This is a genomic window from Pseudolysinimonas sp., assembly GCF_057350545.1.
Genome location: NZ_JBMRCP010000047.1, coordinates 49,978 through 76,607, shown reverse-complemented (window position 1 = coordinate 76,607; position 26,630 = coordinate 49,978). Strand labels below are relative to the sequence as shown.

Sequence of the window (26,630 nt, the reverse complement as noted above, 5' to 3'; positions counted from 1 at the left end):
GGTGCGTGTCACTTCGGTGGTCGAGTAGCCGCCGCAGGCGGCGTGTCGAGACTCGCGGTGCGTGTCACTTCGGTGGTCGAGTAGCCGCCGCAGGCGGCGTGTCGAGACTCGCGGTGCGTGTCACTTCGGTGGTCGAGTAGCCGCCGCAGGCGGCGTGTCGAGACCCCGCCGTCGATACGCGCTCCGGCTCAGCGCAGGCAGTTCGTCGAAGCGGCCTTCGATCAGCGCCTCGCGCTTCGCGCGCGACCATCCCTGAATCTTCTTCTCGAGTGCGAAAGCGTCGTCGACGAGCTGCGTCTCGTGTGACCACACGAGTTCGACGGGTCTCCGTCGGACGGTGTACAGAGCGCCCTCTCCCGCGTCGTGTTGCGCAAGGCGACGTTCGAGATCGAGGGTGCTACCGACGTAGTAACTGCCGTCGGCGCAGCGGAGGATGTAGGTGAAGGGCATCCGTTCATCGTCGTCGACGACGGAGCTGCTCTCCGCGGCATCCACAGACGTCGCCATTGCTCACAGGGTCTCGACACGCGCCCTGCGGGCGCTACTCGACCACCGAGGGTGGGTCTCGACACGCGCCCTGCGGGCGCTACTCGACCACCGACTATTCGCGGGGGCCTCGCGACCAGTCGACGACGACGTCGGTGGGATCGTCGCCGATCCTCGCGTAGAGCTTCGAGCCCGGGTAGAGCAGCGGCAGCGCGGCGTTGGGAACCCCGTTGCCCACCTGTACCTGGTAGCTCTCGTCGCCCTTGTCGATCGTGAGCGTGAGGCCGTGCACCGGGTCGCCGAGCTGTGAGGTGAGACCCATCGGCTGGCTGGCGACGAGCACGACCTTCGCCTCGGTGCCGTTCTCGAGGATCCACTTCGCGCTGTCGCGACCCTCGCCGGACTTCACCGTGATGTTCGGCACGGGCGTCTGGAAGTCGATCGCCACCTGGGTGCGGTCGGCCGGGTCGACGCGCACGGCGAGCACCGTCTGACCGGGCACGAGCTGCGGGAGGTAGATCTCCTGGATGCGCTGCACGACGGTCGCCGTGAACGGCTCCTCACCCTCGAGGTAGACCTGCAGCGAGAAGGTCGCTTTGCGCTCGACGAGACCGTTTCCGACCTGCAGAGTCATGCCGGAGATGTCGACGCCGAGGAGGTCGGCGCGACCGAGGAGCCCGTTCGCCAGCAGGTCGCCGTCGACGCTGCCGACGGCCGACCGGAAAGAGTCGGCGATATCGTCGAAGAAGCCCATGCCGCACATCGTAGGGTTGACGGGATGTCAGGTTCTACGTCCCGCTACGGCAGGAAGCCCGATCCCGGTGTGCGCCGCCTCGCGCTCATCCCCGGGATCCTCGCCGCGCTCGCGCTGCTCATCGGCCTGACCACCCTCGACGAGGGTGCTTTCGTCGTCGTGCGGTACATCGCGGCGATCTTCGCGGCCATCGTGCTCGTGTTCGCCGTGCAGGCGAAGCAGTGGTGGTGGGTGCCGTTGCTCGCCGCGATCGCGGTGCTCTGGCAGCCGGTCTGGGTGATCCCGATCGACGGGCCCGTGTGGCAGGTGCTGCAGTACGTCGCCGCCCTCGTCTTCCTCCTCGCGGGCTGGCTCATCAAGGTGCCGATCCCCGACGAGCAGCGCGAGCAGCGGCGCCGATGAGCGTGCGGTCGGCCGTCAAGGCGTGGATGCCGGTGATCGTCGCCGGGGGAGTGCTCGCGGTCGGCGGCGTGGTCGCCATCCCGCTCGGCGGGTGGGACACGGTGCAGCTCGAGAGCGCGATCATCCCGGAGCAGCCGATCGGCCAGCCGTACGTCGGTGAGCGCCTCAGCACGGCGATCGACGACATCTACCTCACCGATGAGCACCCGAACGGGTTCACCGAGGCCGAGCCGGGCTACCGGTGGCTCGTCGTCGTCGCGACCATGGAGAACCAGCTCCCCGACCCCGAGTATCCGATGGGCACGACCGAGTTCTGGGCTTTCACGATCCCGGGTGTCGTCGAGCTGGGCGAGTCGCTGTCGAGCGCCGACTACTGGACGCTCCTCGCGCGTGACGGCACGTTCGGTCCGATGCTCCAACCCGGGCTCCCGGATACCGTGCAGTTCGTCTTCACCGTACGCAGCAGCCTCTTCGCCGACGGCGACGAGGTGCGCATCGGCATCACCGACGCCGAGAAGCAGGAGGCCGACATCTACGACGGCATCCGCTGGTGGCAGCCGCACATCGCGGTCGAGGTGCCCGTCGTGATCCGGGACGAGCGATGAGGGCGCGGCTCGCGGTGCTTGTCGGCATCGGTCTCGTGCTGCTCGCCTTCGGGGCCACGCTCCTCACCCCGCCCGACGAGGTCGAGGGCGCACCGTTCGCCGTCACCGGCGACCTCGGCGACCAACTCGTCTCGCAGCACCACGTCGTCACCTTCCACGAGTTCGCTCTCGCCGACGAGGTCGAGCTCGCCTTCTGGGAGGGCACGACCGGCGGCATCTGGTTCGTCGCGGAGGCGACCATCGCCGCGCGCGTGGAGCGCCAGACCGTCGACGTCGACCTCTTCGTCGACGGGGTGCGCTTCGAGGTCAGCGGGCGGGCCGACAGCGACACCGTCGACGGCCGGGTCGCCGACGCGGGGCTGCCGCAGACCGGGCCGATCCTCATCGAACTGCCCGCGGACATCCTCGAACGTCCCGGCGCGCGCTCCGCCACCCTCCGCCTCGCCTCCTCGGGCGACACACGACTCGACAGCGTCGTCGAAGTGCGCATCGATCTCACCGAGCTCGAGCGGCACGATCGCCTCCAGCTCGAGGCGGCCCGGGACGGTGAGCGGTGACCGCGTGGTGGCGGGCGAACCGCTGGTACGTCATCGCCCTCGCCCTGATCGTGCCCGCGGCCGTCGTCGTCTCGATGATCCCGCGCTGGTTCCCGTACGTCGAGCGTCAGCCCGTGCCGGAGTACGTCGCGCGCGGCGACACGGTGCGCTACGCGGGCGCGGACTTCCAGTTGACGCAGCTCACGGTGCTCGGCGGCGACGAGTGGGGCGCCCCGCCCGGTGCGGATGTCGTGGTCGCGTCGTTCTCGATCGACGTCGTCGAACCCGTGTCGTCGCGCTGCATCATCGAGGTCGTGTCGACCGAGAACGGGTTCGAGCGGCGCTGGAACGACCAGGCGTACTCGAGCGACTACGACGTGCCCGACCGCTTCGAGACGCTGTGCACGCTCTCCGAGGCCCGCGACTACGACCTGCAGCTGACCTTCCTCGTGCCCGCCGACCAGGTCGACGAGCCGATCGTCGAGATCACCGTGGATGCGGGGCTGCCGCGGGTGCTGCGGCTGAGCTGACGGCGTCGCCGGCCTCGTCGACGAGCTCGCGGGCTCGATCGCTGCGCAGCGCGTGGTCGAACGCGGCGGCGACGAGGGCGACCTGCAGCACGCCGACGATCGCGCTCATGCCGAACGCGATGACATCCGACGCGCCGAACCACCAGCCGGTGTCGTGCGGGCCGAGCAGGCGATAGATGCCCACCCGCAGCCAGTCGGTGCTCGCCGTCAACAGGGCGAAGGCGAGCAGGTAGGTGCCGATCGCGATCGGGCCCGAGCGCCAGATGAGGCGCGCCGCGAGCGCGACCGGTCGCCAGCGGTCGAGGATGCCGGAGCTCACGGCGGTGCCGAGTGTGCGCATCCAGACCGGCAGCCGCTCCCACCGTTCGCTCGCCGCGCGCACCGACGCCGGTCCGGGTCGCGACGAGCGCGGCATCGTGCCGAAGTAGATGATCGACGCGAAGGCGAGCCAGGCGAGGGGCAGACCGACGACCGTGCCGACCTGCGAGACGACCCAGCCGATGGCGTCGCCGATCGCACCGAGCCAGGCGAACTCCTCGCGGATGGCGGCCCACCCGTCGACGGCCCACGCGAACATGCGCCGGGTGGAGAGCCACGCCGTCGCGATGCCGATGAGTTGCTTCAGCGTGAAGAGGGCCACGAAGACCCAGAGCGCCTCGAAGTAGGTCGCGAGGAGCGTCGTCCAGCGCGGCAGGCGCCTCGAGAGCCGACTGAGGATCGATCGGACGCCGAAGGCCACGACGAGGAGCGTTAGCGACACCGGCGTGATGCTCTCGGTGCCTGAACCCTGACCGAAGTTCTCCTGCAGGGTCGACGCGAAGTACAGGTCGATGCGGTCGTCCTGGATGAGGTTCCAGGCGACGTAGAGCAGGAAGAACGGCAGGATCGCGGCGAGCAGCGAATCACGCCACTGCCGCATCGGCTTCGCGGCGACCTCGTCGCGTTCGACGTCGTCGGCGAGGTCGAGGTGGTGGAGTTCGCGCCGCACGGCGAGGAACATGCCGACGTAGGCGGCGAGCATCCCGAGGATCGCGAGGGGCAGCACGAGCAGCCCGAAGTTCTCGTCGATGTTCAGCAGGTAGCCCCCGCCGCGGAGGATGAGTGCGCGCACCGTCCAGCCGACGAGGAACCAGACGAGGAGCGCGGGCCAGCACCGCGCGAGGACCCGGAGCGCGGTGCGGAGCATTTCTCGATCCTATTCGCGGCGTGAGGCGGTTCGCGGTGGGCTGCGCTAGACTGGTGGCGCTCCCACCCACCGGTCAAGCCGGGTCTGGGTAAGTTCCGCGGAGCGATCTGGATCACCTCGGTCGGCCTTCGCAGGCGGATCGCACAGCAGGCTCCCGTTCTCGGGGCCAAGGAGACGAATGAGCCCTTCCGGGCAGAAGCAACCCTCGTCGGGGCAGAGGTCGTCGACCCGCAAGCGGTCGAACGCGCAGACGCAGCGTCGCCGTCAGCACCAAGACGAGACGGGCATCATCCCGATCCTCGCGCGCACGGTGCGGGCGATCGAGAACTCCGCCGAGCGCGGCAAGGTCAACCCCTCGAACCGGCTCAAGTACCGGGTCGTCGCGGCGCTCGTGCGCGAGGAGCGCACGCGCATCAAGACCGACACGCAGCTCACCGACTCTGAGCGCACGAAAGAACTCACGCGTCTCGACGGCATCGCCACGATCATGGCGAAGACCGCGTCGCGCGACACGTCCCTCATCCAGCTGCTCACCGACACCGCCCCGCTCACGCCCGCCGCCCAGGAGGCGAAGCGCGCGATGCTGCTCGAGGCCGGTGCCGAGCTCTCGCCCGAAGACCTCGTCGTCGTCACCGAGGCCGCCCCGGCGCGCGACGAAGAGAAGCACGTCGTGCCGCAGTCGGTGAAGCAATACCAGATGTCGAATCCGTTCCTCGCGCCCGACTTCTCGTCGAGCCAGCCCGCCCCGTCGGCGACCGCCGGGCGCCTCGCGAACTGGGAGCTCATCGAGCCGCTGTTCCGGTCGTTCGAGATGGGCGCCGGTTCGGGCGCGGCGAGCATGGACCTCCCCGAGGCGCGCTCGCTCGCAGCCGCCGGCGGTAAGGAGCTCATGCGCCACCAGGCGCGCTTCATCGAGAGCGCCCGGGCCGGACACCGCACCTACCTGCTCGCCGACGAGCCGGGTCTCGGCAAGACGGCGCAGGCGCTGCTCGCGGCCGAGGCCGCCGGCGCGTTCCCGCTCGTCGTGGTCGTGCCCAACGTCGTCAAGGTCAACTGGGCGCGCGAGGTCGAGAAGTGGATCCCGCAGCGCACCGCAACCGTCGTGCACGGCGATGGCGACGACATCGACGCGTTCGCCGACGTCGTGATCGTCAACTACGAGGTGCTCGACCGGCACGTCGCCTGGCTCTCGCGGCGCGGGTTCAAGGGCATGGTCGTCGACGAGGCGCACTTCATCAAGAACAAGGAGTCGCAGCGCAGCAAGAACGTGCTCGCGCTCTCGAAGAGCATCCGCGCGCTCACGCCGAACGCCCTGTTCGTCGCCCTCACCGGCACGCCGCTCATCAACCAGATCGAAGACTTCCGCATGATCTGGCAGTACCTCGGCTGGATCGACGAGAAGAAGCCGCTGCCGGCGCTCATGCGCAGGCTCGAGCAGACCGAGCTCAACCCCGGTGACCCGGGCTTCTTCTCCGCCGCCCGCGGGTCGGTCATCGACATGGGCATCGTGCGTCGCAAGAAGGTGGATGTCGCGGCCGACATCCCCGCACGTCGCATCGCCGACATCCCGGTCGAACTCGACGGCGAGGCCGGTCGCTCGATCCACGAGGCGGAGGCGGCTCTCGTCGCGCGGCTCGTGGAGCGCTACCGCCGTCTGTCGGCGGCGCGACCCGACACCGCGCAAGACGATGTCATCCGCATGGTGGCGGCGGCGGAGCTCGAGGAGTCGGCGGGAGCCGGCGCCGGGGGCGACAACGTGTTCGCGATGGTGCGTCGCATCGGTCAGGCGAAGGCCGTGCCGGCGGCCGACTACACGGTCAACCTCGCCCGCAACGTCGGCAAGGTCGTGTTCTTCGCGAAGCACATCGACGTGATGGATGCCGCGGAACAGTACTTCGCGAAGGCCGGGCTCAAGACGGTGTCGATCCGCGGCGACCAGACGGCGAAGGCCCGCACCGCGGCGCTCGACGGGTTCACGAACGACCCGGAGATCTCGGTCATCGTCTGCTCGCTCAGCGCGGCCGGCGTCGGCATCAACCTCCAGGTCGCGTCGAACGTCGTGCTCGCCGAGCTCTCGTGGACGAACGCCGAGCAGACGCAGGCGATCGACCGCGTGCACCGCATCGGGCAGGAGCTGCCCGTCACTGCGTGGCGCATCATCGCCGCCGGCACGATCGACGGCCGCATCTCGGAGCTCATCGACTCGAAGGCCGGCCTCGCGGCCCGCGCCCTCGACGGTGAGGACTTCGTCGCCGACGAGGGATCGGTGCAACTCGCCGCCCTCGTCTCCCTCCTGCGGGATGCCGTCGCCTGATGCTTTTGTCGGGTTAGTTGCACATTGCTCCGTTCTCCGGGGGTGTTCTGCAACTAGCGCGACGGTCGGTCGGCCGACGGCGGGGTCCGAAGTCTCAACTATCTAGCGAGACTTGACGGCTTGTGCGCCGTTCACCGCTGAGTAATCTGGTGTTCGCCGGAAGGGTCAAACCGGAAGGCGACAGAAGGGCCCCCGAGGCTCGACGAACCCACCGCTTGCGGAGGGAACGCGGCAATCGGGGGTCCTTCGTCGTTCCGGCCCACCACCGCGCGTTGTACCCCGATTTCGTTCCCGTGTCCTCACTGATGCGGACACCCCCACTGGGGGCATACGGGTGCTTACCTCTCTGGCTAGTCTTCAAGAGCACTAGTTGGGGGACTAGCCAAGACGGCGGTGATCTCGTCACTATCGCGAATCGCAATTACGGGGGTAACGGCGATTCTGCGGACGACATCACCGCCGTCAGTATTTAACGCGGCAACCCTCAACCATCTAGCGAGACTTGACGTCTTGTGCGGCGCTCCGGGCTGAGTAATCTCGTGTCAACCGAAACGGTGAACCCGAGACGGGCGGTGTCACAGCCGCCGCGGTGGAGGGTCCGCAGTCCGGCCGCCGGGCCCAGTACCCGGAGGACGCGGAGGCGGAGCCGCTGACGATCCAGGTGTCACAGCCGGGGGAGTGAGCGGATGCCACGGCCCGTGAGCTCGCGGGTCGCGGACGCTGAATCGACCACAGAACGGCCCTGGGATTTCTAGACCCGGGGCCGTTCGTGAGTTAACCGGGAGTGGGTTTCGATACGCGTGCCGCTGCGCGGCGCGCTACTCAGCCCGCGAGGGAACGCAGGTGGGTGTTGAAGCGCGTCGTGAGGCCGGCATCCACGGGTTTCTCCACCCCGTCGACCGACCGCACCGGGGCGGCGAGCCGCACGGACGAGACGAGCCACGCGGCGTCGGCGGCGGCGAGGTCGTCGGGCGTGAGCAGGTCGTACGACGTGCTGTACCCCTCGGTGGACGCCCACGCGAAGAGCTCCGCCTGCGTCGTGCCGGCGAGGATGCCGAGGTCGGTGCGCGACGTGCGCAGCGACATCCCCGAGCGCAGCACGAGGGTCGACGTCGGCCCTTCGAGCAGGTAGCCGTCGCTCGAGACGAAGAGCACGTCGTCGGCCGCACGCCGTGCCGCCTCCCGGTACGCGGCGCGGTTGACGGCGTACGAGAGCGTCTTCGCACCCTGCAGCAGCCACGGCGAGGTCTGCGCGACGTCGTGCCGGTAGCCGCGGTCGAGCAGCACGACGCCGAGGCCGTCACGCTGCACGTCGTCGAACGACGGGTGGCCCTGCCCGTACGCCCACCCCGTGGGGGCCGTGCCGCCTTCGATGCCGCGCGACAGCACGAGTTTCACGTAGGAGTCGACGGCGGGGTCGAGCGCGGCGGCGACGTCGTGCACCGCGGATGCCCACACCGCGACGTCCTGCTCGGGCAGGTCGAGCAGACGGGCCGACTGTTCGAACCGCGCGAGGTGCCGCGCGAGTTTGAGCGGCCGACCGTCGACGAGACCGACGGTCTCGAAGATGCCGTCGCCGCGGGTCGCCGCGAGTTCGAGCACGGTGAGCTGCGGCACCGAGGGGTCGACCATCCGGTACCCCGAGGCGGCACCCGAGGGGCCGAAGTCGACGAGGGCGAGGGCCGCCGCGGCCCCGGTCATGCCGACCACGCCATCCGACGGTCGAGCATCGCCCATACGGTCGTCGTGAGGTCGGGGTAGGCGAGCGCGATCTGACGCAGGATGCGGTAGTCCTGCTCGGCGGTCGGGATGCGGCGGTTGTCGGCGGAGATGCGCTCGGCCCGCAGCAGCAGCACGACGAGCTCGTCGACGGTCGGGATCTCCTCCATGAACGCCCACGGATCTTCACCGCCGTGCAGCCGCTCGAGCACGACGGTCGACAGCTCCTCGGCCGCCTCGGCCCGCAGCACCTCGAGGCTCGCGCGTCGGGGGTGGTCGGAGTCGTGCGACGGCATGTTTCGAGCCTACGCGCGGCCGCCCCGACGCGCGGCACTCGACCCGCGGATGGCTAGGCTGAGCCGCATGTCGAGGGTCGCCCGCGTCGCCGCCGTCCTCACCCTCGGGTTCGCGCTCGCGGCCGGTCCCGCCCCACTCGCCACCGCATCCACGGCCGATCTCGACGACTTCGAGATCGAGTCGTTCCACACCGACTACGTGCTCACCCGTGACTCCGAGGGCCACGCGGTGCTGCAGGCGACCGAGACGATCGTGGCCGTCTATCCCGACTTCGACCAGAACAAGGGCTTCTACCGCGACATCCCCGAGTATCGCCACGGCGTGCAGCTGCACACGGTCGTCGAGTCGGTCGTCGACGAGTTCGGCATCCCCGTGCCGTACACGACCGAGTACTACCAGGACTTCTACAGCGTCGGGCTCGGCGACGACAGCTACGTGCACGGGCGGCGCACCTATGTGATCGAGTACACGCAGGTCGACGTCGTCGAGGCCTTCGCCGACACGAACGCCGACGAGTTCTTCTGGGACGTCAACGGCACCGGATGGGCGCAGCCGTTCGGTCGCACGAGCATGACCCTCGTGGTGGATGCCGCGATCGCCCCCGCGCTGACCGGTGACTCGGCCTGCTACACGCTCACCGAGTGCAGCGAGCCGCTCACCGCGACGCCGCAGGCCGACGGGTCGGTGCTGTTCACCGCAGCCGCCGAGAGTCTGCGGCCGAACGAGTCGCTGACGTTCGCGATCGGCTTCGAGCTCGGCACCTTCGAGCCCGGCCCCGTCGTGGTGCCTCCGCCGTCCGGCGACGGCAACGAGTACCCGGACCCCGCGCCGGAGCCCACCTGGTGGGACCAGTTCGGCCCGTTCCTGCTCGGCCCGGCCGGCCTCATCATCTCGTGGATCGCCGGCGGCACCCAGGTGTCCGACCGGTCGCGCAAGACCGGCCCGAGCGACATCATCATCCCGCAGTACACCCCGCCGGAGGGGCTCAACGTCATGGTCGCGGCCTACCTCGCGGGGCGCCCCGAGCGGGCGTTCGCGGCACAGATCGTGAGCCTCGCGGTGCGCAAGAAGGTGCGGCTGCTCGATCATCCGTCCGACTCGACGGCGCCGTTCGAGGTGGAGCTGCTCGATCGCACCGACCTCGACGACATCGAGCGGCAGGTGGTGGATGCCGTGTTCGGCAACGTGGGCGAGCCCGGTCGTCGGGTGGCCCTCGGGTCGACGAACTTCACGCTCGGCAACCGGCTCGCGAGCGTCTACCGCTCCGTCGACAAGCGGCTCAAGTCGGAGGGGCTGCAGGGGGCGGCGAAGCCGACGGTGCTGTGGTCGATCCTGTGCGTGCTCGCCGTCGCCGTCGTCGCGATCGCGGGCTTCGACGCGCTGCGCCGGTTCTCCGACGGCTTCATCGCCGAGCTCGGCGTGATCGCCACGATCGTCGCCTTCATCGGCGCCACCGCGACGTTCGGCCGCCGCTCGACCGTCGCGACCCTCAGTTCGCGAGGCCGCGAGAAGAACGACTACCTGCTCGGCATGCGTGAGTACATGGAGCTCGCGGAGGAGGACCGCATCCGGATGCTGCAGAGCCCCGAGGGGGCGGAGCGGATCGACGTCGACGACCGCACGCAGCTCGTGAAGCTCTACGAGCGTCTGCTGCCGTTCGCGGTGATCTTCGGCATCGAGGAGCGCTGGAGCGAGGAGCTCAGCGTGCGCGCCGTCGAGGCGAACGTGCCCGTCACGTGGTGGGCCGGCTCGAGCGACTTCTCGTCGTGGCGGCTCAACTCGACCATCCAGAACCTGCGACGCGCGACGCCGGAGCCGCCGCGACCCGTGGTGGCGAAGGTGAAGTCGTCGTCGTCGGGCAGCGGATGGGGCGGTTGGTCGAGCGGCGGATCGTCGGGCGGCTGGAGCGGCTCGTCGGGGTCGTCGTTCAGCGGAGGATCGTCGGGCGGAGGCTTCTCCGGCGGTGGCGGGGGAGGAGGTGGCGGTCGTGGCCGCTGAACGTCCGGGAGCGAGCGGCCCGATGCGCACCGTCGAAATCGTCGTGACGACGCTGCTCGCGATCGTCGCGTGCCTCATCGGCCTCGTCTACGGCTACTTCGCGCTCGTGCTCACGCCGACGAGTTCGGTGGCGGCGTGGTGGGTGATCGTGAGCGTGCTCATGATGCTCGTTCCCGTCGCCACGACGATTCTCGGCATCCAGCGCATCCGCGCCGGTCGCACCGGGTTCTGGATGCCGCTGCTGGGCGCCGTCGTGGTGGTCGCGCTGATCGCGGTGCTCGCCGCTCTCTCGACCTCCCTCTGATCTCGGTGGTCGAGTAGCGCGTAGCGCGTGTCGAGACCCCTACGGCAGGCCGACCGGCGGATCGGGCTCCTCGAGCCCTTCGGGCAGCACCTCGTCGGCGGAGCCGACCGCCGTCGGGTCTTTCGCTTCGCTGCCGTCGGTCTCGGCGATCGTGAGCTGGTCGTCGAGCTCGTCGCCGTTCGGTCGTGTCGTGTCGCTCATGCCTCCATCCCACCGCGCCGGGCGGCGAGGGTCACGGGGTTGACACCTCTCGGCGGTCGAGTAGCGGGCGCAGCCCGCGTGTCTCGGTGGTCGAGTAGGCGCAGCCCGCGTGTTCTCGGTGGTCGAGTAGCGGGCGCAGCCCGCGTGTCGAGACGTGCCTCAGTGAGGTTAGGCTGCCCTTATGTCGAACATCGCCGTCGTGCACGCGCCCTCCGGACTCGTGCACACCTCCGTCGTCCGCCGCGAACTCGTGACCCCGCACATGGTGCGCGTCACATTCGGCGGGGGAGACCTCGAGAACTTCGAGTTCCAGGGATTCGACCAGTGGTTCCGTCTCGCCGTCCCCGCCCACGGCGGCGCCGACCGCTTCGACAACCTGCCCGAGAAGTTCACCCTCGGCGGCTACCTCAAGTACCTGACGCTCCCGTCGGGCACGCGCCCGGTGATCCGCAACTACACGGCGCGGGCCTTCCGCCCCGAGGTCGCGGAGCTCGACGTCGACTTCGTCGTGCACGGCACCGAGGGCATCGCGGGACCGTGGGCCGCCACCGTCGAACCCGGCACGCCCGGCGCCGAGGTGGCGTTCATCGACCAGGGCTGCGGCTGGAAGCCCGTGCCGCACGACGAGGTGCTGCTCGTCGCCGACGAGAGCGGACTGCCCGCGGTGGCCGGCATCCTGCGCGATCTCCCGCGCGACGCCCGCGGCCACGCCGTCATCGAGCTGTTCGACCTCGCCGACAAGCAACCGACGGATGCTCCCGCCGGCGTCGAGGTGCACTGGGTGGTGCGCGACCCGGCCTCCGATCCCGGAGCCGTCGCGCTGCCCGCGCTCTCGGTGCTCGACTTCCCGAGTCGGCGCACCTACGCGTTCGCCGTCGGCGAGTCGGGTCTCGCGACGGGTGCCCGCCGCTACCTCGTGAACGACCGCGGGGTGCCGAAGCAGAACGTCACCTTCTGCGGCTACTGGAAGCTCGGCCGCTCCGCGGGTTGAGTGCCGCGCGCAGCGCGGTGTATCGAAACCCACCTTCGAGTAACCCGGGGAGGGTTTCGATACACCGTCCGCTGTGCGGCCGGCACTCAACCCGCGAGGGGGTCGCGGGTCAGGTCTGCTCGCCGTCGACCTGCAGGTCGGCATCGGGGGTCGACCCGTCGAGGATGGCGGCTTCGCCCTCCTCCGGTGACGGATACGACTCGGGATCGGGGTAGTCCTCACGCTCGTGCCCGAGCGCCTCCGGATCTCCGCTCTCGGTCGCGGGCCGTTCCTCCTGCTCGTTCGACTGCTCGTGGTCGCGCGCCTCCTCGTGCGTCGGCGGCTGCCACGTGCCGTCGTTCTGCGTGCTCATCGGGCATCCCCCGATGCGGTCTCTCCGCCACCGTCCGCGGCGATGCCCGCGGCCTCGTCGCCTTCGGCGGGAAGCTCGGTGTCGGAGCCGTCGACGGCGCCGTCCTGCATCGCGTCCGCGAGCGTCTCGTCGCCGCCGGGCGTTCCCGGGGTGACGCCCAGGCTCGCGGTCGGATCTCCCTGCATGCTCATGCTGTCCCCTCCTCGGTGACGTCGCTCTCGTCGGCGCCGCCATCCATCACTTCGTCGATCTCCTCGGACGTGCCGGGGAGGCTGCCGGAGCCCTCCGGCACGGCCCCCGGCTGCGGTTCGTTGCCTCTCATGACACTCCTGCTTCCTCGTCGCCACCGTCGATGTCTTCCGGATCGCGGCCGGCGCCCTCGTCGACGGTGAGTCCGTCGTCGGCGCCCATGGCATCCTGATCGCCGGGGCTGCCGCCGCCGGTCGCGTCGCCGCCGGCCTCGTGGGCGATGTCGGGTGCGTCCGCTGTTCCGGCGCCCATCGCGCCGTCGGGGTCGCTCACGGTGCGCCCTCCTCTGCTCCTGTGCCGGCATCCTCGGGGTTTTCGGGCATGACGCCTTCGACGTCGCCCGCATCCAGATCATCCGGACCGACGCCGATGCCGCTCGTGGCCGGCTGTCCGTCGAGGTGCGGCGGCATCATCGCGCCGGAGGCTGCGGCGACCGCCTGATCGTCGGGCAGGCCTTGGTCGCGCTGGTCGTCGTGGATGCTCACGGGTTCGCCTCCTCGTAGGGGTCGACGGCGGGGTCGGGGTCGAGCACCGGCTTCTCGTCGTCGGGCTGCACGTCGTGCGCCTTCGCGGCCGCGGGGTCGATCGGGCGGTCGTCGTCTCGCAGGTCTTCGGCTTCGAAGTCGGACGTGACTTCGTCTTCCGGTCGGGGTGTCTCGTATCCGCTCATGACCCCAGTCGACGCCTGTTGTCCATCCCCGTCGAGGGCTTGCCGCGCCGGGGGAGTGGCGCTAGGCAGGAGGTATGGACGTGAACGGCACCCTGCTCTCGCTGCTCTTCGCGGCGATCGGCTTCTACGTTCTGTACTGGGTGATCCGCGTCGGCGTACGTGGCGGGATGCGCGACCACGCCGAGTGGCTCGAGTCCCGAGCCTCCGACGACACCCCGCGCCCCCCGCGGGGTGAGTAGCCGCCGCAGGGACCCTCGGTGGTCGAGTAGCGCCCGCAGGGACCCTCGGTGGTCGAGTAGCGCCCGCAGGGCGCGTGTCGAGACCCCGGCCGCGCGAAACCCAGCACGCCCCACGCCGTTTGTCGAGGGTACGCACGCCCCGTCGTGAGGGCGTAGAACGGGGGGATGTACGGCTCTTCGATGTTGCTCGGAATCGCCATCACCGTCGGCGCGCTGCTGGTCTTCGCGGTCATCGCGATCCTCGTGCTGCGGCGCCAGGGACGTAGCGGCCGCCACGATCACGGCGGGTCGGATGTGCCACCGCCGGTCGACCCGGGTCCGTCGGAGCCGGAGCAGTCGCGCGACCTCAACGCCGAGAAGTAGCCGGGTCTCGACACGCGCCCTGCGGGCGCTACTCGACCACCGAGGGGGTGCGTGCCTGGCCGCGGCTACTCGACCACCGAGGGTGGGGTTTCACCCCAGACGCGGAGGCCGAGGTGGGGAGCAGCCTGCTCGAAGTCGCGGTCGGTCGTGAGCAGAGTGAGCCCATGACGGACGCACAGGGCAGCGAGCAGGGCGTCGATGGTTCCGAGCTGAAGCCCGACGCGACGGCAGGCCGTGTGCGCGTCCGCGGCGGCGAGATGGTCGCGGAGGTCGACGCCGATTCGCGCGAGCCGGCTCATCCGCTCCCGCACCATCGTGCGCGACTGCTCGTTCACGAGACATTGCAGGACTTCTTGTACGACGAGCCCGGTGGTGACGACAAGGTCGTTGCCGGCGAGCGCTCGTCGCAACTGCTGTACTTCGGGGATGTCCGGCGGTTCGCGGCGGAGGGAGAGCGACCACACGCTCGTGTCGACGAGGAGCGTCATCGTCGAGAGCGGTCGGCCTTGTAGTCGTAGCCGGCGTCCCACTCCAGGGTGCCGAGGAGTTCGAGCATGCCCTGCTGCTCGCGTCGCGCGATGAACTCCTCAAGGGCGCGCGTCACGGCCGCCCGCTTGGTGCGTTCGCCGCTGATCGCGAAGGCCCGCTCGAGCAGGTCGGAGTCGAGTGCGAGATTCGTCGCCATGTGTAGCCTCCTACACACATTGTCACACCGTCTCCTCTCGAGCGATCCGCTTCGCGCGCGCTTCGTCCAGCCGGGCACGTTCGGGACCGCAGACGGCGCACTCGCAGGTCAGGAACGGGTGAGGCCCTCGAACGGTCAGCGTGCGCGGGTAGTTCTCCGCTCCGGCGTAGGTGCTGAACGTCTTCATGGGACCCGTCGAGGCCCAGTAGGTGCCGTCGAAGATATAGACGCCGAGCACCTCGATGCCACGACAGTCGAACCACTCGCGGATCACGCGGTAGCGATCCCAGTCGAGGCCCTCGATGTGCCCGTCGACCTTGCTCACCTCGTAGCCGAGTGCGACGAACTGCACCGCGTAGCGCGCCGCGAACTCGTCGTCCTCATCGTGGTCGGGTACGGCGTCGTCGATCGCTTCGAGCGAGGCCGACGCCAGATCGCCATTGAAGTCGCCGCCCGCCGCGCTGCAGCCGATGACGCGGAAGTCGCCGTCGAGGGAGATCACCCGCAGCGCGCCGGCGTCGAACTTTCCGTCGAACATCAGGGTCGTGAGGTCGTAGCCGGCTTCGATGATCATGCGGCGACGGTAGATGAGCAGCCAGCGCGAGGCCGGCTCGTGCCGAGCACGTGGGGATGTGACCTCGACGGCTGAACTGGGGAGGGTGCGTGGGTGGGTCTCGACACGCCGCCTGCGGCGGCTACTCGACCACCGAGTTTCGGCGGGGTGGTTTCGAGACGCGTGCCGCTGCGCGGCGCGCTCCTCAACCCGCGGGGGTGGGGGTGGTGAGGCGGATGAAGCCGGAGAGCTCGGCGAGGCCTTGCGGGTGCAGGGGGAGGTAGTCGCGCAGGGCGGGGGAGTGCACGAGGTAGGCCGCCCACTTGCCGCGCGAGATGCCGACGTTGAGCCGGTTGCGCTGCAGCAGGAACGAGATGCCGCGCGGAACGTCCGCCGCCGAGGATGCCGTGAGCGACACGATCGCGATCGCCGCCTCCTGCCCCTGGAACTTGTCGACCGTGCCGACCGGAACCTCGGCGAGTCCCTCGTCGGCGAGATGGCGCCGCAGCAGCTCCACCTGGGCGTTGTACGGCGCGACGACGATCATGTCGCTCGGCCGGATGACGTCGTCGCGACCCGCCTGCGGATCGCGCCACGGCATCCCGAGGTGCTTCTTGACGAGGGCGACGACGGCTTCGCACTCCTCGGGGCTCTCGACCGAGTTGCCGTGGTGCGCGACGGGCACCGGATGCAGCCCGGGTGAGACGCCGTCGAGGTGGCGGTCGAGCGTCGTCGGATTCGACTGCAGGCGGCCTTCGTACGACAGCGCGCTGACCGACGCGGTGAGCGCGGGATGCATGCGCCACGTCTCTTCGAGGAAGTACCCGAGCTCGGCGGGCAGCACGTCGTGACCGTCGGAGAGCCAGCCGAGCGCGGAGGTGTCGATCGGCTCGGGGTGCGTGCCGGTCGTGACCTGCGGCAGCTGCTGCGGGTCGCCGAGCAGCAGCAGCCGCTTCGCCGACACCGACACCGCGATCGTGTTGGCGAGCGAGTACTGCCCGGCCTCGTCGATGACGAGCAGGTCGAGGGTGCCGCGCTCGATCTTGCCGGCGTTCGCGAAGTCCCACGCGGTGCCGCCGAGCACGAAACCCTCGGCGTAGTGGGCACTGATGAACGGGGGGATGTCCTCGTTCTTGGGCAACACGGTCCACCCAGGCGGCGTCTCGTACCCGGCGCCGGAAGGCTTCTTGCCCATCCGTTCCGCAGGCACCCCTTCTGCCAATACGCGACGCATGAGGTTCTCGATCACCTCGTGCGACTGCGCGACGACGCCGACCTTCCAGCCGAGCTCGGTGACGAGATGCGCGATCACCTTCGAGCCGACGTAGGTCTTGCCCGATCCGGGGGGACCCTGCACGGCGAGGTAGGAGTCGTCGAGCCGGGTGAGCGTCTCGACGATCGCCGCCGGCACCCCGTCGATGCCGATCGGCTCGAGCCCCTCGCCATCCACGGTGCGCGGCGGCACCCGCCGCAGGATGTCGAGGGCGGCGCCCTTGGGCAGGTTCGGTGGTCGAGTAGCCGCCTCCGGCGGCGTGTCGAGACCCCGCCCCGGGTTGCTCGGGTCGGGGGTCTCGACACGCGCCTGCGGCGCTACTCGACCACCGAGTGGGGTCTCGACACGCGGCTGCGCCGCTACTCGACCACCGAGTGAGTCGGCGATCGCGCCACCCCACTGCAGGATGGCAGTGCGCTGCGCCTTCGTCGGCACGGGTGCCTCGGGCGTGAGCGCGACGGGGAACTGCGACCACGTCGTTCCGCCGACGCCGGCGTTCTCGTCGAGCAGCACCTCGGCGATCTCACCGCCTCCGCCTTCGACGAGCGAGGCTTCGAGCACGCCTTCGCCGCGGTTGTGCTCGCCGCGGCGTCCAGGGTGCGCGTTCTGGATGATCTCGGGCAGCGGCGGCTCGTACATGACGAACGGTTTCGCGCCCGGCCCGAGCCGCGACCCGGGCGCGAGTCGCCCGCGCAGCCGCACGACGCGCGACTCGGTGCGCTTGCCCTCCGGCTGACGCCAGTCTTCGACGACCTTCGCCTCGTCGACGCGGAACACGTCGCGCGTGTCCTCCCACTCGTCGATCTCGAGGGTGTGCCGCGCGAAGTGCTCCCACCAGTACGACTTGTCTTCGCGCCGGTGGTACTCGATCGCTGCGGCCGCGAGCCCGATCGCGGCCTGGTCGTGGTCGCGCTCGAGCGCGGAGATGCCCTCGATGTGCGCGTAGAGGCGATCCCGCACCTCCGCCTCGGCGGCGTCATCCCGAGCGGCGGGCGTGGCGGCATCCACCTGCAGCGCGACGGGCTCGATGTCGTTCTCACGCGCCCGCTCGAGCAGCCAGTCGCGCAGCCGATGCGTCGACACGCAGTCGTACTCGTTGTAGACCCGGATCTGCTCGAGCTTCGCCTCCGCCTCGGCGGTGAGCCCGGCATCCCTCAGCTCGGTGTAGTCGACGTAGAACTGGATCGACTCGTCACCCTTCTTGAGGTCGCCGACCCGCAGCTCGTCGCCCATGTAGAGCGGTTCGAGCTTCTTGATCGAGTAGCTGGACTCCGAGATGCGGATGCTGCGCCGCACTACGGGATAGAGGTCGACGAACACGTCCTCGGTGAGCAGTTCGTCGAGGATGCTCTCGCCGACGCCGTACCGCGCGGCGAGCTGCAGCAGGTGCGCCCGCTCGTAGTCGGCGTAGTGGTAGATGTGCAGCCCCGGGTACCGCTTGCGCCGCTCCTGCACGAACGCGAGGAAGTCGATCAGGGCTTGCTTCTCTTGGTCGCGGTTGTGCGCCCAGAACGCAAGGAAGCGCTCTTCGAGCGCTGCTCCTTCTTTGGTGGGTTGAGGAGCGCCCGGCTCCGCCGGACGCGTCTCGAAACCAGGCTCGGGCGACTCGAGGGTGATGAGCCCCCAGAGGTAATCGAGCCCCCAGTCGAGCCCGTTCGCCGTCCACAGCGGGTCGCCCTCGAAGTCGAAGAAGATGTCGCCGGCATCGGGAGGCGGCAGCTGCGCGAGCGCCCCCTTCGCCGCGAGCTCCCACTTCACCTCACCCTCGGCGTGCGGGGTGAGTTGCATCCGAGCCTGCGCCCGCAACTTCGCGAGCGCGGCATCCCCGACGCCCTCGATCTTCCCCTCGCTCGCCGCGAGGTCCTCCACGGTATGGATGCCGGCTTCCGCGAACCGCGACCGTTGCGTCGAGCGCATCCCGGCCACGAGCAGCACATCGCGCGTGCGCGCGACTTCGGGGGTGCACCACTCGCAGCGCCCGCACGCGGTGTAGCCGGGGGCGCCCCACTCGATCGGATTCTCGTCGTCGAGCCGCGCCTCGATCATCTGCTTCAGCCGCGCGACGCGATCGTGGAACACCGGCTCGATGTCAGCGAGGCGGTGTTTGCTCTCCTCCCCATTCCCGAGCAGCAGGTACGTGTCTTCCGCAACCGGGATGCCGTGCTTCCGCAACTGATCCGCATACGCCGCCAGCTGCAGCAGCGCGGTCACCCGCGCTTTACGTGCGAGTTTGGTATCCCACACCTGATACGCGAAGCCCTCGGTGCCGCCTTCGGCGGCGCTGTCCTTTTCGGTGGTCGAGTAGGCGCCCTCCGGGCCCCGTGTCGAGACCCGGACGAGAAAGTCGGCAAACCCGACGAACCCGGTGCGCTCGTCGACGGGCTCGTCGAGGAAGGTCGCCTGGAAGACCACATCGTTGCCGGCCCGCAGCGCGTCAAGCGTGCGCTCCCGCGCCGCCGCGAGCACCTCCGGATCGCCGCGATCATCCTCGGTCTCGATCTCGACGACCGTCTCGGGAAAGTCGACGTGGAACTTCGCAAGCGCCCGAGCCTCATGCTCGGTGCCGAGCTGGCTGGCGCGGGCGAGCATCGCGTCCGGTTCGTCCTCGACCATCGGGATGCGGTCGAGCTTCGCGTCGAGCTTCCGCATAAGCGCCCACTCGCACTCGACAGCGGCCTTCAGGTCGGAGGCGCTGTAGTACACGCGGGAGGATCGGACGAACACGTATGGAGGCTACCGGCGACATGCGACGTGCCTTGCTGGCGCGCATGTCGTACCTTCGGGTCAAGTCCAAGCCCGGATAGCCGATCATTCATGCCGTCGGTCCGGCATCGGTCAGAGCCGAGCGCGATCCGCGTGCCTCATGCGCTGCCGATGTATTCGCTGATCACTACTCTGGAGCGGGATCGCGCGCCCGGACGGGGAGCGTGCCGGCTTAACAAAGTAGGACAATGATGCGACTCGCGAGGATGCGGCGCAGGGTGGCGCGATGACGCGGCTCTTCGACAACATCGACACCAAGCTTGGCGATCACCTGCAGGCGACGCTCGAGGCCTTCGATCAACTTGATGTCGCAGTCGGGTACTTCAACCTTCGCGGGTGGAAGGTCTTCGATGAGATCGTCAAGAACAAGCCCTTTCCGGAGAACCCGACTCGCGCCACAGTGCGTATCCTGCTGGGGATGATGGCCGGCGGGCCGGAGGTCGAGGTCCTCGAGGAGCTCCAGGCGACGGTCGATGGTCGTGAGCGGCAAGATGCCGACCGCGATACAGCGCATGCGAGGATGCACGATCTCCTCGACCATCTCCGTACCCAGCTAATGCGCGGCGCTCCCACTCGGTCCGATCGAGAGACGCTCGCATCGCTGCGCGAACTCATCGAGCAGGGGCGTGTCGAGTTCAAGGTGTTCACCCGCCGCCCCCTTCACGGCAAGACATACATCTTTTACCGCGAAGACCTCAACAACCCCATCACCGGATTCGTCGGCAGCTCGAACCTCACGCCGTCCGGCCTGGCGAGCAACCTGGAACTCAACGTCGACGTTCTCGACTCATCGGGCGGCGGCAAAGACCTGGCAAAGTGGTTTGAAGACCGCTGGGGCGACCCACACAGCCACCTCATCAATGGGCAGCTGCTGAGCCTTCTTGACGAGTCTTGGGCGGCAAGCGAACCGCGGTCGCCCTACGAGGTATTCCTCAAGGTTTGTTATGACCTCTCGCGCGACGTGCGCGAGGGACTCGAAGAATACTCCGTGCCGAACGAGCTGAAGTCGGAGCTGCTCGACTACCAGTCGACCGCGGTCCGCGCTCTGGCGCGGCGCATCATGGCGCGCGGCGGCACGATGCTCGGCGACGTCGTCGGCCTCGGCAAGACGATCACCGCCGTAGCCGTAGCACTTATGCTGCGCGAGGAGCACGGTTACCTGCCACTCGTCGTGTGCCCGAAGAACCTCACCTCGATGTGGGAGGGCTACTTCGACACTTATGACATTCCGGGAAGGGTCGTCAGCTATACCTCCGCACACACGCAGCTTCCTTCGCTGAGCCGGTACCGCTTCGTTATCGTCGACGAGTCACACACGCTCCGCAACGATGAGCGCCGCGATTACAAGGCGGTGCAGGAGTACCTTGATCGCGCCAACGCCAAGGCGCTGCTGCTCACAGCAACGCCGTACAATCGTCGTTTCGAGGACGTCGCCAATCAGCTCGGACTGTTCATCCAACCTGACGACGATCTCGGCATCGCGCCGATCAACGCTCTCGCCGCCGATCCGCGACTCATCGACAAAGTCGACGGCAAGATCACCACGCTGCAGGCATTCCGCAAGTCCGAGGATCCTGACGACTGGAAGCGCCTGATGAGTGAACACCTCATCCGCCGTACTCGTACGTTTATCAAGAACAACTACTCCGAGACCGACGAGCAGGGCCAGAAGTATCTGACCTTCGCGAACGGCGACCGATTCCGCTTCCCCGAGCGGATTGCGGTGCCGGTCGATCACCCGTTCGCGGCTGGCGACCCTGCGGCCCTTATGGACGATGACGTGACGATCGACGCGATCGATCGGCTCATCTTGCCGCGCTATTCGCTGATCGACTACGTCGACACAGCGAAGGAGAAGACGTGGACGGCAAAGGAGAAGGAGGTCGTCGATAACTTCCGTCGTGCGAGATCAAACGCCGCGGCTTTCGTCCGCACCACGCTTTACAAGCGCCTGTCGTCCGGCGGTCACGCCTTCACGATCTCTCTCCGTAGGCACGCGGCTCGGAACGAGATGTTCCTGTATGCGATCGACAACGGTCTCGCGCTGCCGACGGGCACGATCCAGGAGGCAGACCTCCTCGACGATGACGACGTCATCGAGCACGAGGTCGACGATGCCGAGCGGCTGAACGATGCCGCGGCTCAGCGCTATGAGGCGCTCAACAATGACACTCCCGAGTACGTGAACTGGGTACGGCCAGATCTGTTCACGCCGGAGCTCCGGTACGCGCTCGCTGCCGACACGAATGCTATACGCGGCCTCCTCGATCTGTACGGCGACTGGGATGCTTCGCGGGACTCGAAGCTCGCCGAGCTGATCAAGCTCCTTGTGGAGACGCATCCAGCGGAGAAGGTGCTCGTTTTCACGGAGTACAAGGACACCGCGAATTACCTCAACAGTGCCCTGCGAGCGCACGGCATTGACTCAGTTGACGCTGCCACCGGGGACGACGAGGACCCGACGCAGCTTGCGATCCGCTTTTCACCGATCTCGAATCGTGCCCTCATCCCTGATGGCCAATCGGTCGATGAGCTGCGCGTGCTGATTTCAACCGACGTGCTGAGCGAAGGGCAGAACCTCCAGGACGCGCATGTCGTTGTGAACTACGACCTCCCCTGGGCCATCGTTCGCCTGGTGCAGCGCGCGGGCCGCGTCGACCGCGTCGGGCAGACAGCCTCAGAAGTCCTGCTCTACTCGATCTTCCACGGCACGCTCAACGGCGTACTGTCGCTTCGCCGGCGCATCGCGGACCGGCTGGCGAAGAACGCCCAGGCGTTCGGGTCCGACGAGCGGTTCTTCGGGACGGATGATGAGGTTAAAGTCATCGAGGAGCTCTACAACGGCCGCTTGGACGAGCCTGTCGATGAAGACGACATCGATGTCGCGAGTCTCGCGTACCTGTGGTGGCAGAACGCGCAGAAGCAGACCCCGGAGATTGCTGCGAAGGTTGAGCAGCTGCCCGACCTGCTCGACGCTTCCCGAGCGAAGCGGGTTAGCGATATGGAAGAGGGCATCGCCGCCTACGTTCGCACCGAGTCGGGAATCGACGGCTTCGGCTGGATCTCGCTCGACGGCGAGACGAAGCTTCTCACCGGCATCGAGGCTTTGCGGCTCTTTCAGACCACGCCCGAGGAGCCAGCCCTGGAGCGTACCCCGAGTCACGATGAGCTCGTCGCTGCACTCGTCCGCAGCGACCTCGCAACGCCCGTGGCAATTGCCGGACGGTTGCGCGGGGTCCGGAGAACGGTCTGGAATCGACTCGGTGCAGGGCTTTTCCCGCAGAGTGCCGAGACTAACGCGGCCCTCGACCTCTTATTCCAGCATCCATTGACCAATGAGGCAGATCGCCGTTTGCGGAACGCGATTCGGAACGGCGCGACAGACGAGGAACTCGCCGGGCGTTTGGCGGCACTGCACCGGGACGAAAGGCTCGTAATCGAGCAGCGCGGTAGCGACTCAATCCGTATTGTCAGCACCATGGGAGTGAAGTAGTGGCCGCATCACCACTGCTGGCGCTGATCGACCAGCGGAAGTTCCGCGATCTCTTTCGAGACCAGCTCTATTGGTCGAACCCCGATCAGCCGCCGCTTCAGCTACAAGTCGACGGTGTCCAGTACAAGCTCGAGCAGGTCGCCGGATTCAAAGGACTGCGCGTCTGGTACTGCGCGCAGTTACCGTCGAAGCAGATTCAACGACTCATTGACCAGCAGGTCGGTGCGCACAGCCACGAGCGCCTAGTGATCTTCGCCGACGAGCATGAACAGGCATGGCGCTGGCCGCGTCGCGCCCAGCTCGGCGGCGCCAACGCGAAACTCGTCATGCACGAGTACAAGGTCGGCAGCGACGACCGGCGCCTTGTCCGCCAGCTCGACGCCATCAAGATCGGCTTCGGCGAGGACCTCAAGCTCCCCGAGCTCCTCGCCCGAATGCGCGCCGCATTTGATCAGGAGGCTGAGACCGCGTCGGCGCAGGCTGCACGCCTGATGGGCGCCCTATATACCGAGCTCGACGCCGCCAAATGGGACGAGCGCAACGCCACCCTCTTACTCGCACGCCTCCTATTCCTGTGGTTCGCCGATGACACTGGCATGTGGCGAACCTCCGCCCACGGTCCCGCACCGGTGCTGTTCCAACCGTTTGTGGCTGAGCACACGTCGCCGACCACACTCACGGCCGACATGGCGGCCCTTTTCGAGGTGCTAGACACCCCGGAAGGCAAGCGTCGCACCGGCACTCCTCAGCACCTGGAAGCCTTCCGTTACGTCAATGGCGGCCTATTCAGCGACCCTCTCCAGATGGGAAATCTGACGAAGGCGTTCCGCGACCAGATGATCGCGGCAGCCGAGTTCGACTGGTCCGTGATCTCGCCGGCCGTTTTTGGTTCCATGTTCCAAACTGTCAACGACAAGGTGGCTCGCCGAGCAGCTGGCGAGCACTATACGACCGAGACGAGCATCCTCAAGACCATCGAGCCGCTCTTCCTTGACGAGCTCCGCGGGCGTCTGGAGGCCGCGCGAGGCGACCAGGGACAGCTCACCCGGCTTCACAACGATCTCGGCAAACTTCGGATCATGGACCCCGCCTGCGGCTGCGGCAACTTCCTCATCGTCGCCTACCGGCAGCTCCGGGCTCTGGAACTCGATCTGCTATTGGCACGCCGTGACCTCGATCTCGTCGGCAAGGGCATCGCGGCGGTCCAGCAGTCCTTCGACGTGACCGTCGACTTGCAGGTCTCGCTCGACCAGTTCTACGGGATTGAGATCAACGAATGGCCCGCGCGCATCGCGGAGACCGCCATGCTGCTCGTCGACCATCAGGCCAATCTTCTAATGCAGGACGAATTCGGCATCGTCCCCGATCGTCTTCCGATCAAGGTTGCGCCGAAGATCGTGCACGCCAACGCCCTGCGACACGACTGGGCATCCGTGGTCGAGCCGAGTGAGAGTCTCATCATTGTCGGCAACCCGCCGTTCCTTGGCGACACCTCGCGATCCGAGGAGCAGAAGCAGGACCTCCACAATGTGTGGGGTCGTGGCGACACCGGGCGTCTCGACTACGTGACCGGTTGGTACGCCAAGACGCTCGCGCTCTTCCGCAGAAAAGGATATGCGGGTTCCTTCGCTTTCGTGTCGACCAACTCGATCACACAAGGCGAGCCTGTGCCGTCGCTATTCCATCCGATCTTCGACGAGGGGTGGCGCATTCGTTTTGCACACCGCACGTTCGACTGGACAAGCGAGGCACCTGACGCGGCCGCCGTTCACTGCGTGGTGCTCGGGTTCGACAAGCGCGAGCGCCCGGCGCCGCGACTCTTCGACTATTCGGACGGTGCCGCACACCCGACGGAGCTCACGGTGTCCGCGAAGATCAACGCTTACCTCATCGACGGGCCGAATGTCATTGTCGAGGCCAGCCGCATGCCTATCGCCCCGGACCTTCCTCCGACGGCGTTCGGCAACAAGCCAACGGATGGAGGGCACCTCGTCGTCGAGCCCGAGGACTACGAGCCGTTCGCGCAGGACCCGATTGCTTCAAAGTACCTGCGGCCGTACGTCGGCGCCCGCGAGCTCATCCATGCTGAGCCGCGCTGGGTGCTCTGGCTCGTTAAGGCCACTCCGGATGATATTGCCGCATCCCCCCTCTTGCTGGAACGAGTTGAGGCCGTGCGCGACTTCCGGACAAAGTCGAAGGCATCATCCACGCGTGAGTGGGCAAACCGGCCGCACCTCTTCAAGCAGTTCGCACATCGCGACGTCCCTCACCTGGTCATTCCGAGGGTGTCGAGCGAGAACCGGAGGTTCATCCCGACGGCGCTTGTGGGCCCGGAGGTCATTCCCAGCGACGCCAACTTTACGGCCGAGGACCCTGACGGCGTCGCGTTCGGAGTAATCTCCTCGTCGGCCTTCCTCGCCTGGCAGAAGGCCGTCGGCGGGCGACTCAAGTCGGATATGCGCTTCTCGAACACGCTCACCTGGAACACGTTCCCACTGCCCAAGCTCAGCGAGAAGCGCCGCATCGCGTTGATCGCTGCTGCGGAGCATCTCACAGCCGTCCGGGCGCAGTTCCCCAACAAGTCCCTCGCTGACCTGTACGAGCCTGGCAGAACCCCAGAGCCGGTGCTCGCCGCGCATGCCGCGATCGACGCTGTGATCGACGCCGGGCTGGGCATCAAGGACGCCGCGACTATCGATGATCGCCAGGGGGTCTTGCTTCGCCGTTACGCGGCGATCACCGCGCAAGACACCGGCGAGCCAACACTCTTCGGTCTCTCGGAGGCGCGGTCCTGAGCATGGCTCCTCGAACAGGAGTCGTCGTTCGGAGTCCTGCCGCCGGCCGGCCCAGTCCGGTCGAGAAGCGCAACAGCTCGTGGAGCGAACGCTTCTGCTACGCCGGTTCGCTTCCGCGACGTCTTCTACGACGGCCCGTCGACCGCTCCTCATGTCATCTACGGCCGTAGGCGCCCGGGGTGGGTTGATCGGTGAGAAACCGCGGCGGCAATCGGTGCCACCGACGAAGAGCCACACGGTGACGGCGACGACGGGGAGCGTTTAGGGGCAGGCGCCGAGTCTGAGTCGGACGTGCGGCCCTGCCGCAGGGGCGGAGCCGGTGCGCACGTCGTCAGCATCAGCTCGTTGACCACCAGGGTCGGCCTTAGTATCAGGGCGTGACACTGGTGACGGATCCCGATCTCCGCCAGGCGGTCAGGTCTGTCTTGGCTGATTCGTACGACGGCGACTCGCTTGTCCTCGATGAGTTCACCGTCGGCGAGGCTGGTCGCATCGACTTGCTGCACGTTGCTGGGGGCCTTGCAGGTTACGAACTGAAGGGCGACCTCGACTCGCTGTATCGACTGCCGCGGCAGATGGACGTATTCAGCGGGGTCTTCAGCCATTGCACACTCGTGGTCACTCCAAAACATCTCAGACGGGCACGCGACATGCTGCTACCAGGGTGGGGACTGGCCGTTGTGAGTCGGGACGCAGATGATCGGCTCGCCTACCAGCAAGTGCGGCGTGCTCGCGAGCTTCGATCGGTGAAGGCGCAGGCACTGGCCACCCTGCTGTTGCGGGATGAGATCCTCCGCGCCCTCGATGCGCGCGGGGCCGCAGCCGGGATCAGATCTAAGCCGCGGGAGTGGCTCGAAGAACGCCTGATCGCG

Annotated in this window: 28 protein-coding genes and 1 pseudogene; 13 read left to right on the top strand and 16 right to left on the bottom strand. The window is 67.9% G+C overall.

Annotated elements, in window-relative coordinates:
* Positions 1 to 120: 120 nt before the first annotated feature.
* Positions 121 to 507: a GIY-YIG nuclease family protein gene (locus ACO1X9_RS06940; RefSeq protein ID WP_486350089.1), complete on the bottom strand. Its 387-nt coding sequence runs from the start codon at positions 505 to 507 to the stop codon at positions 121 to 123.
* Positions 508 to 601: 94 nt separating this feature from the next.
* Positions 602 to 1,240, bottom strand: coding sequence for a hypothetical protein (locus ACO1X9_RS06935; RefSeq protein ID WP_486350088.1), 639 nt, complete (start codon positions 1,238 to 1,240; stop codon positions 602 to 604).
* 24 nt (positions 1,241 to 1,264) lie between these two features.
* On the opposite strand from ACO1X9_RS06935, the gene ACO1X9_RS06930 reads away from it, so the two are divergent.
* Genes ACO1X9_RS06930 through ACO1X9_RS06915 form a run of 4 tightly spaced genes read left to right on the top strand, consistent with a single transcriptional unit; the run spans position 1,265 to position 3,313 of the window.
* A complete protein-coding gene (locus tag ACO1X9_RS06930; RefSeq protein WP_486350087.1) occupies positions 1,265 to 1,642 on the top strand; it encodes a DUF6804 family protein in 378 nt (125 codons plus the stop codon).
* The gene (locus tag ACO1X9_RS06925) at positions 1,639 to 2,247 is read left to right on the top strand and encodes a hypothetical protein (RefSeq protein WP_486350086.1); all 609 of its coding nucleotides are present in this window, start codon (positions 1,639 to 1,641) and stop codon (positions 2,245 to 2,247) included. Before ACO1X9_RS06930 ends, ACO1X9_RS06925 begins: the two co-directional genes overlap by 4 nt.
* Positions 2,244 to 2,804 carry a hypothetical protein gene (locus ACO1X9_RS06920; RefSeq protein ID WP_486350085.1) on the top strand — a complete coding sequence of 187 codons (561 nt, stop codon included), beginning with the start codon at positions 2,244 to 2,246 and terminating at the stop codon, positions 2,802 to 2,804. Before ACO1X9_RS06925 ends, ACO1X9_RS06920 begins: the two co-directional genes overlap by 4 nt.
* Positions 2,801 to 3,313 carry a hypothetical protein gene (locus tag ACO1X9_RS06915; RefSeq protein WP_486350084.1) on the top strand — a complete coding sequence of 171 codons (513 nt, stop codon included), beginning with the start codon at positions 2,801 to 2,803 and terminating at the stop codon, positions 3,311 to 3,313. Before ACO1X9_RS06920 ends, ACO1X9_RS06915 begins: the two co-directional genes overlap by 4 nt.
* On the opposite strand, the gene ACO1X9_RS06910 is transcribed toward ACO1X9_RS06915, so the two are convergent.
* On the bottom strand, positions 3,270 to 4,499 hold the full coding sequence (locus ACO1X9_RS06910; protein ID WP_486350083.1) for a hypothetical protein: 1,230 nt from the start codon (positions 4,497 to 4,499) through the stop codon (positions 3,270 to 3,272). The genes ACO1X9_RS06915 and ACO1X9_RS06910 overlap by 44 nt on opposite strands.
* A gap of 178 nt (positions 4,500 to 4,677) precedes the next feature.
* Between ACO1X9_RS06910 and ACO1X9_RS06905 the strand changes: the two genes are divergently transcribed.
* Positions 4,678 to 6,813 carry a DEAD/DEAH box helicase gene (locus ACO1X9_RS06905; protein ID WP_486350082.1) on the top strand — a complete coding sequence of 712 codons (2,136 nt, stop codon included), beginning with the start codon at positions 4,678 to 4,680 and terminating at the stop codon, positions 6,811 to 6,813.
* Between the two features lie 822 nt (positions 6,814 to 7,635).
* Here ACO1X9_RS06905 and ACO1X9_RS06900 read toward each other — a convergent pair.
* Together ACO1X9_RS06900 and ACO1X9_RS06895 are read right to left on the bottom strand one after the other, a co-directional pair.
* A complete protein-coding gene (locus tag ACO1X9_RS06900; RefSeq protein ID WP_486350081.1) occupies positions 7,636 to 8,514 on the bottom strand; it encodes an aminotransferase class IV in 879 nt (292 codons plus the stop codon).
* Positions 8,511 to 8,828 (bottom strand): tryptophan synthase subunit alpha, encoded by a 318-nt coding sequence (locus ACO1X9_RS06895; protein WP_486350080.1) that lies wholly within the window; start codon positions 8,826 to 8,828, stop codon positions 8,511 to 8,513. The genes ACO1X9_RS06900 and ACO1X9_RS06895 overlap by 4 nt, the downstream gene beginning before the upstream one ends.
* Before the next feature lie 67 nt (positions 8,829 to 8,895).
* Between ACO1X9_RS06895 and ACO1X9_RS06890 the strand changes: the two genes are divergently transcribed.
* Positions 8,896 to 10,827, top strand: a complete 1,932-nt coding sequence (locus tag ACO1X9_RS06890; RefSeq protein ID WP_486350079.1) for a DUF2207 domain-containing protein — start codon at positions 8,896 to 8,898, stop codon at positions 10,825 to 10,827.
* 22 nt (positions 10,828 to 10,849) lie between these two features.
* On the top strand, positions 10,850 to 11,131 hold the full coding sequence (locus ACO1X9_RS06885) for a DUF6264 family protein (protein WP_486350078.1): 282 nt from the start codon (positions 10,850 to 10,852) through the stop codon (positions 11,129 to 11,131).
* A 39-nt stretch (positions 11,132 to 11,170) separates the two neighbouring features.
* Here the strand turns inward: ACO1X9_RS06885 and ACO1X9_RS06880 are convergent, their stop codons facing one another.
* A complete protein-coding gene (locus ACO1X9_RS06880; protein WP_486350077.1) occupies positions 11,171 to 11,332 on the bottom strand; it encodes a hypothetical protein in 162 nt (53 codons plus the stop codon).
* Positions 11,333 to 11,513: 181 nt separating this feature from the next.
* On the opposite strand from ACO1X9_RS06880, the gene ACO1X9_RS06875 reads away from it, so the two are divergent.
* Positions 11,514 to 12,323: a siderophore-interacting protein gene (locus ACO1X9_RS06875; protein WP_486350076.1), complete on the top strand. Its 810-nt coding sequence runs from the start codon at positions 11,514 to 11,516 to the stop codon at positions 12,321 to 12,323.
* 109 nt (positions 12,324 to 12,432) lie between these two features.
* Here ACO1X9_RS06875 and ACO1X9_RS06870 read toward each other — a convergent pair whose 3' ends face one another.
* The 6 genes from ACO1X9_RS06870 to ACO1X9_RS06845 are packed head-to-tail and all read right to left on the bottom strand — an operon-like array spanning position 12,433 to position 13,594.
* Positions 12,433 to 12,675, bottom strand: a complete 243-nt coding sequence (locus ACO1X9_RS06870; RefSeq protein WP_486350075.1) for a hypothetical protein — start codon at positions 12,673 to 12,675, stop codon at positions 12,433 to 12,435.
* Entirely contained in the window at positions 12,672 to 12,866 is a 195-nt protein-coding gene (locus ACO1X9_RS06865; RefSeq protein ID WP_486350074.1) for a hypothetical protein, read from the bottom strand. Before ACO1X9_RS06865 ends, ACO1X9_RS06870 begins: the two co-directional genes overlap by 4 nt.
* Positions 12,863 to 12,997 carry a hypothetical protein gene (locus ACO1X9_RS06860; protein ID WP_486350073.1) on the bottom strand — a complete coding sequence of 45 codons (135 nt, stop codon included), beginning with the start codon at positions 12,995 to 12,997 and terminating at the stop codon, positions 12,863 to 12,865. Before ACO1X9_RS06860 ends, ACO1X9_RS06865 begins: the two co-directional genes overlap by 4 nt.
* Positions 12,994 to 13,197 (bottom strand): hypothetical protein, encoded by a 204-nt coding sequence (locus ACO1X9_RS06855; protein ID WP_486350072.1) that lies wholly within the window; start codon positions 13,195 to 13,197, stop codon positions 12,994 to 12,996. Before ACO1X9_RS06855 ends, ACO1X9_RS06860 begins: the two co-directional genes overlap by 4 nt.
* Complete coding sequence (locus tag ACO1X9_RS06850; protein WP_486350071.1) at positions 13,194 to 13,409, bottom strand: hypothetical protein; 216 nt, start codon at positions 13,407 to 13,409, stop codon at positions 13,194 to 13,196. The genes ACO1X9_RS06855 and ACO1X9_RS06850 overlap by 4 nt, the downstream gene beginning before the upstream one ends.
* A complete protein-coding gene (locus ACO1X9_RS06845) occupies positions 13,406 to 13,594 on the bottom strand; it encodes a hypothetical protein (RefSeq protein WP_486350070.1) in 189 nt (62 codons plus the stop codon). Before ACO1X9_RS06845 ends, ACO1X9_RS06850 begins: the two co-directional genes overlap by 4 nt.
* 74 nt (positions 13,595 to 13,668) lie before the next feature.
* Here ACO1X9_RS06845 and ACO1X9_RS06840 point away from each other — a divergent pair, with 74 nt between their 5' ends.
* Both ACO1X9_RS06840 and ACO1X9_RS06835 read left to right on the top strand, forming a co-directional pair.
* The gene (locus tag ACO1X9_RS06840; RefSeq protein WP_486350069.1) at positions 13,669 to 13,833 is read left to right on the top strand and encodes a hypothetical protein; all 165 of its coding nucleotides are present in this window, start codon (positions 13,669 to 13,671) and stop codon (positions 13,831 to 13,833) included.
* A 165-nt stretch (positions 13,834 to 13,998) separates the two neighbouring features.
* Positions 13,999 to 14,196, top strand: a complete 198-nt coding sequence (locus ACO1X9_RS06835; RefSeq protein WP_486350068.1) for a hypothetical protein — start codon at positions 13,999 to 14,001, stop codon at positions 14,194 to 14,196.
* A gap of 65 nt (positions 14,197 to 14,261) precedes the next feature.
* Here ACO1X9_RS06835 and vapC read toward each other — a convergent pair whose 3' ends face one another.
* The 4 genes from vapC to ACO1X9_RS06815 form a co-directional block, all read right to left on the bottom strand.
* A complete protein-coding gene (gene vapC / locus ACO1X9_RS06830; protein WP_486350067.1) occupies positions 14,262 to 14,684 on the bottom strand; it encodes a type II toxin-antitoxin system VapC family toxin in 423 nt (140 codons plus the stop codon).
* Positions 14,681 to 14,881 carry a type II toxin-antitoxin system VapB family antitoxin gene (locus ACO1X9_RS06825; RefSeq protein WP_486350066.1) on the bottom strand — a complete coding sequence of 67 codons (201 nt, stop codon included), beginning with the start codon at positions 14,879 to 14,881 and terminating at the stop codon, positions 14,681 to 14,683. The genes vapC and ACO1X9_RS06825 overlap by 4 nt, the downstream gene beginning before the upstream one ends.
* A 22-nt stretch (positions 14,882 to 14,903) precedes the next feature.
* Positions 14,904 to 15,455: a hypothetical protein gene (locus tag ACO1X9_RS06820; RefSeq protein WP_486350065.1), complete on the bottom strand. Its 552-nt coding sequence runs from the start codon at positions 15,453 to 15,455 to the stop codon at positions 14,904 to 14,906.
* Positions 15,456 to 15,639: 184 nt separating this feature from the next.
* Positions 15,640 to 19,431 (bottom strand): TM0106 family RecB-like putative nuclease, encoded by a 3,792-nt coding sequence (locus tag ACO1X9_RS06815; protein WP_486350064.1) that lies wholly within the window; start codon positions 19,429 to 19,431, stop codon positions 15,640 to 15,642.
* 265 nt (positions 19,432 to 19,696) lie between these two features.
* Between ACO1X9_RS06815 and ACO1X9_RS06810 the strand changes: the two genes are divergently transcribed.
* From ACO1X9_RS06810 to ACO1X9_RS06800, 3 genes and pseudogenes are all read left to right on the top strand, one after another.
* The gene (locus ACO1X9_RS06810) at positions 19,697 to 22,963 is read left to right on the top strand and encodes a helicase-related protein (protein ID WP_486350063.1); all 3,267 of its coding nucleotides are present in this window, start codon (positions 19,697 to 19,699) and stop codon (positions 22,961 to 22,963) included.
* Positions 22,963 to 25,758 carry a class I SAM-dependent DNA methyltransferase gene (locus ACO1X9_RS06805; protein ID WP_486350062.1) on the top strand — a complete coding sequence of 932 codons (2,796 nt, stop codon included), beginning with the start codon at positions 22,963 to 22,965 and terminating at the stop codon, positions 25,756 to 25,758. Before ACO1X9_RS06810 ends, ACO1X9_RS06805 begins: the two co-directional genes overlap by 1 nt.
* Positions 25,759 to 26,135: 377 nt before the next feature.
* Positions 26,136 to 26,627: pseudogene (locus ACO1X9_RS06800) on the top strand (sce7726 family protein); the annotation flags it as partial.
* Positions 26,628 to 26,630 lie beyond the last annotated feature (3 nt).

Coding starts and splice junctions, on each gene's coding strand:
- ACO1X9_RS06910 (WP_486350083.1), bottom strand. CDS start 4,499: ATGCTCCGCACCGCGCTCCGGGTCCTCGCGCGGTGCTGGCCCGCGCTC.
- ACO1X9_RS06900 (WP_486350081.1), bottom strand. CDS start 8,514: ATGACCGGGGCCGCGGCGGCCCTCGCCCTCGTCGACTTCGGCCCCTCG.
- vapC (WP_486350067.1), bottom strand. CDS start 14,684: ATGACGCTCCTCGTCGACACGAGCGTGTGGTCGCTCTCCCTCCGCCGC.
- ACO1X9_RS06920 (WP_486350085.1), top strand. CDS start 2,244: ATGAGGGCGCGGCTCGCGGTGCTTGTCGGCATCGGTCTCGTGCTGCTC.
- ACO1X9_RS06905 (WP_486350082.1), top strand. CDS start 4,678: ATGAGCCCTTCCGGGCAGAAGCAACCCTCGTCGGGGCAGAGGTCGTCG.
- ACO1X9_RS06885 (WP_486350078.1), top strand. CDS start 10,850: ATGCGCACCGTCGAAATCGTCGTGACGACGCTGCTCGCGATCGTCGCG.
- ACO1X9_RS06835 (WP_486350068.1), top strand. CDS start 13,999: ATGTACGGCTCTTCGATGTTGCTCGGAATCGCCATCACCGTCGGCGCG.
- ACO1X9_RS06820 (WP_486350065.1), bottom strand. CDS start 15,455: ATGATCATCGAAGCCGGCTACGACCTCACGACCCTGATGTTCGACGGA.
- ACO1X9_RS06825 (WP_486350066.1), bottom strand. CDS start 14,881: ATGGCGACGAATCTCGCACTCGACTCCGACCTGCTCGAGCGGGCCTTC.
- ACO1X9_RS06925 (WP_486350086.1), top strand. CDS start 1,639: ATGAGCGTGCGGTCGGCCGTCAAGGCGTGGATGCCGGTGATCGTCGCC.
- ACO1X9_RS06895 (WP_486350080.1), bottom strand. CDS start 8,828: ATGCCGTCGCACGACTCCGACCACCCCCGACGCGCGAGCCTCGAGGTG.
- ACO1X9_RS06880 (WP_486350077.1), bottom strand. CDS start 11,332: ATGAGCGACACGACACGACCGAACGGCGACGAGCTCGACGACCAGCTC.
- ACO1X9_RS06845 (WP_486350070.1), bottom strand. CDS start 13,594: ATGAGCGGATACGAGACACCCCGACCGGAAGACGAAGTCACGTCCGAC.
- ACO1X9_RS06940 (WP_486350089.1), bottom strand. CDS start 507: ATGGCGACGTCTGTGGATGCCGCGGAGAGCAGCTCCGTCGTCGACGAC.
- ACO1X9_RS06935 (WP_486350088.1), bottom strand. CDS start 1,240: ATGGGCTTCTTCGACGATATCGCCGACTCTTTCCGGTCGGCCGTCGGC.
- ACO1X9_RS06860 (WP_486350073.1), bottom strand. CDS start 12,997: ATGAGAGGCAACGAACCGCAGCCGGGGGCCGTGCCGGAGGGCTCCGGC.
- ACO1X9_RS06865 (WP_486350074.1), bottom strand. CDS start 12,866: ATGAGCATGCAGGGAGATCCGACCGCGAGCCTGGGCGTCACCCCGGGA.
- ACO1X9_RS06930 (WP_486350087.1), top strand. CDS start 1,265: ATGTCAGGTTCTACGTCCCGCTACGGCAGGAAGCCCGATCCCGGTGTG.
- ACO1X9_RS06810 (WP_486350063.1), top strand. CDS start 19,697: ATGACGCGGCTCTTCGACAACATCGACACCAAGCTTGGCGATCACCTG.
- ACO1X9_RS06875 (WP_486350076.1), top strand. CDS start 11,514: ATGTCGAACATCGCCGTCGTGCACGCGCCCTCCGGACTCGTGCACACC.
- ACO1X9_RS06890 (WP_486350079.1), top strand. CDS start 8,896: ATGTCGAGGGTCGCCCGCGTCGCCGCCGTCCTCACCCTCGGGTTCGCG.
- ACO1X9_RS06840 (WP_486350069.1), top strand. CDS start 13,669: ATGGACGTGAACGGCACCCTGCTCTCGCTGCTCTTCGCGGCGATCGGC.
- ACO1X9_RS06870 (WP_486350075.1), bottom strand. CDS start 12,675: ATGAGCACGCAGAACGACGGCACGTGGCAGCCGCCGACGCACGAGGAG.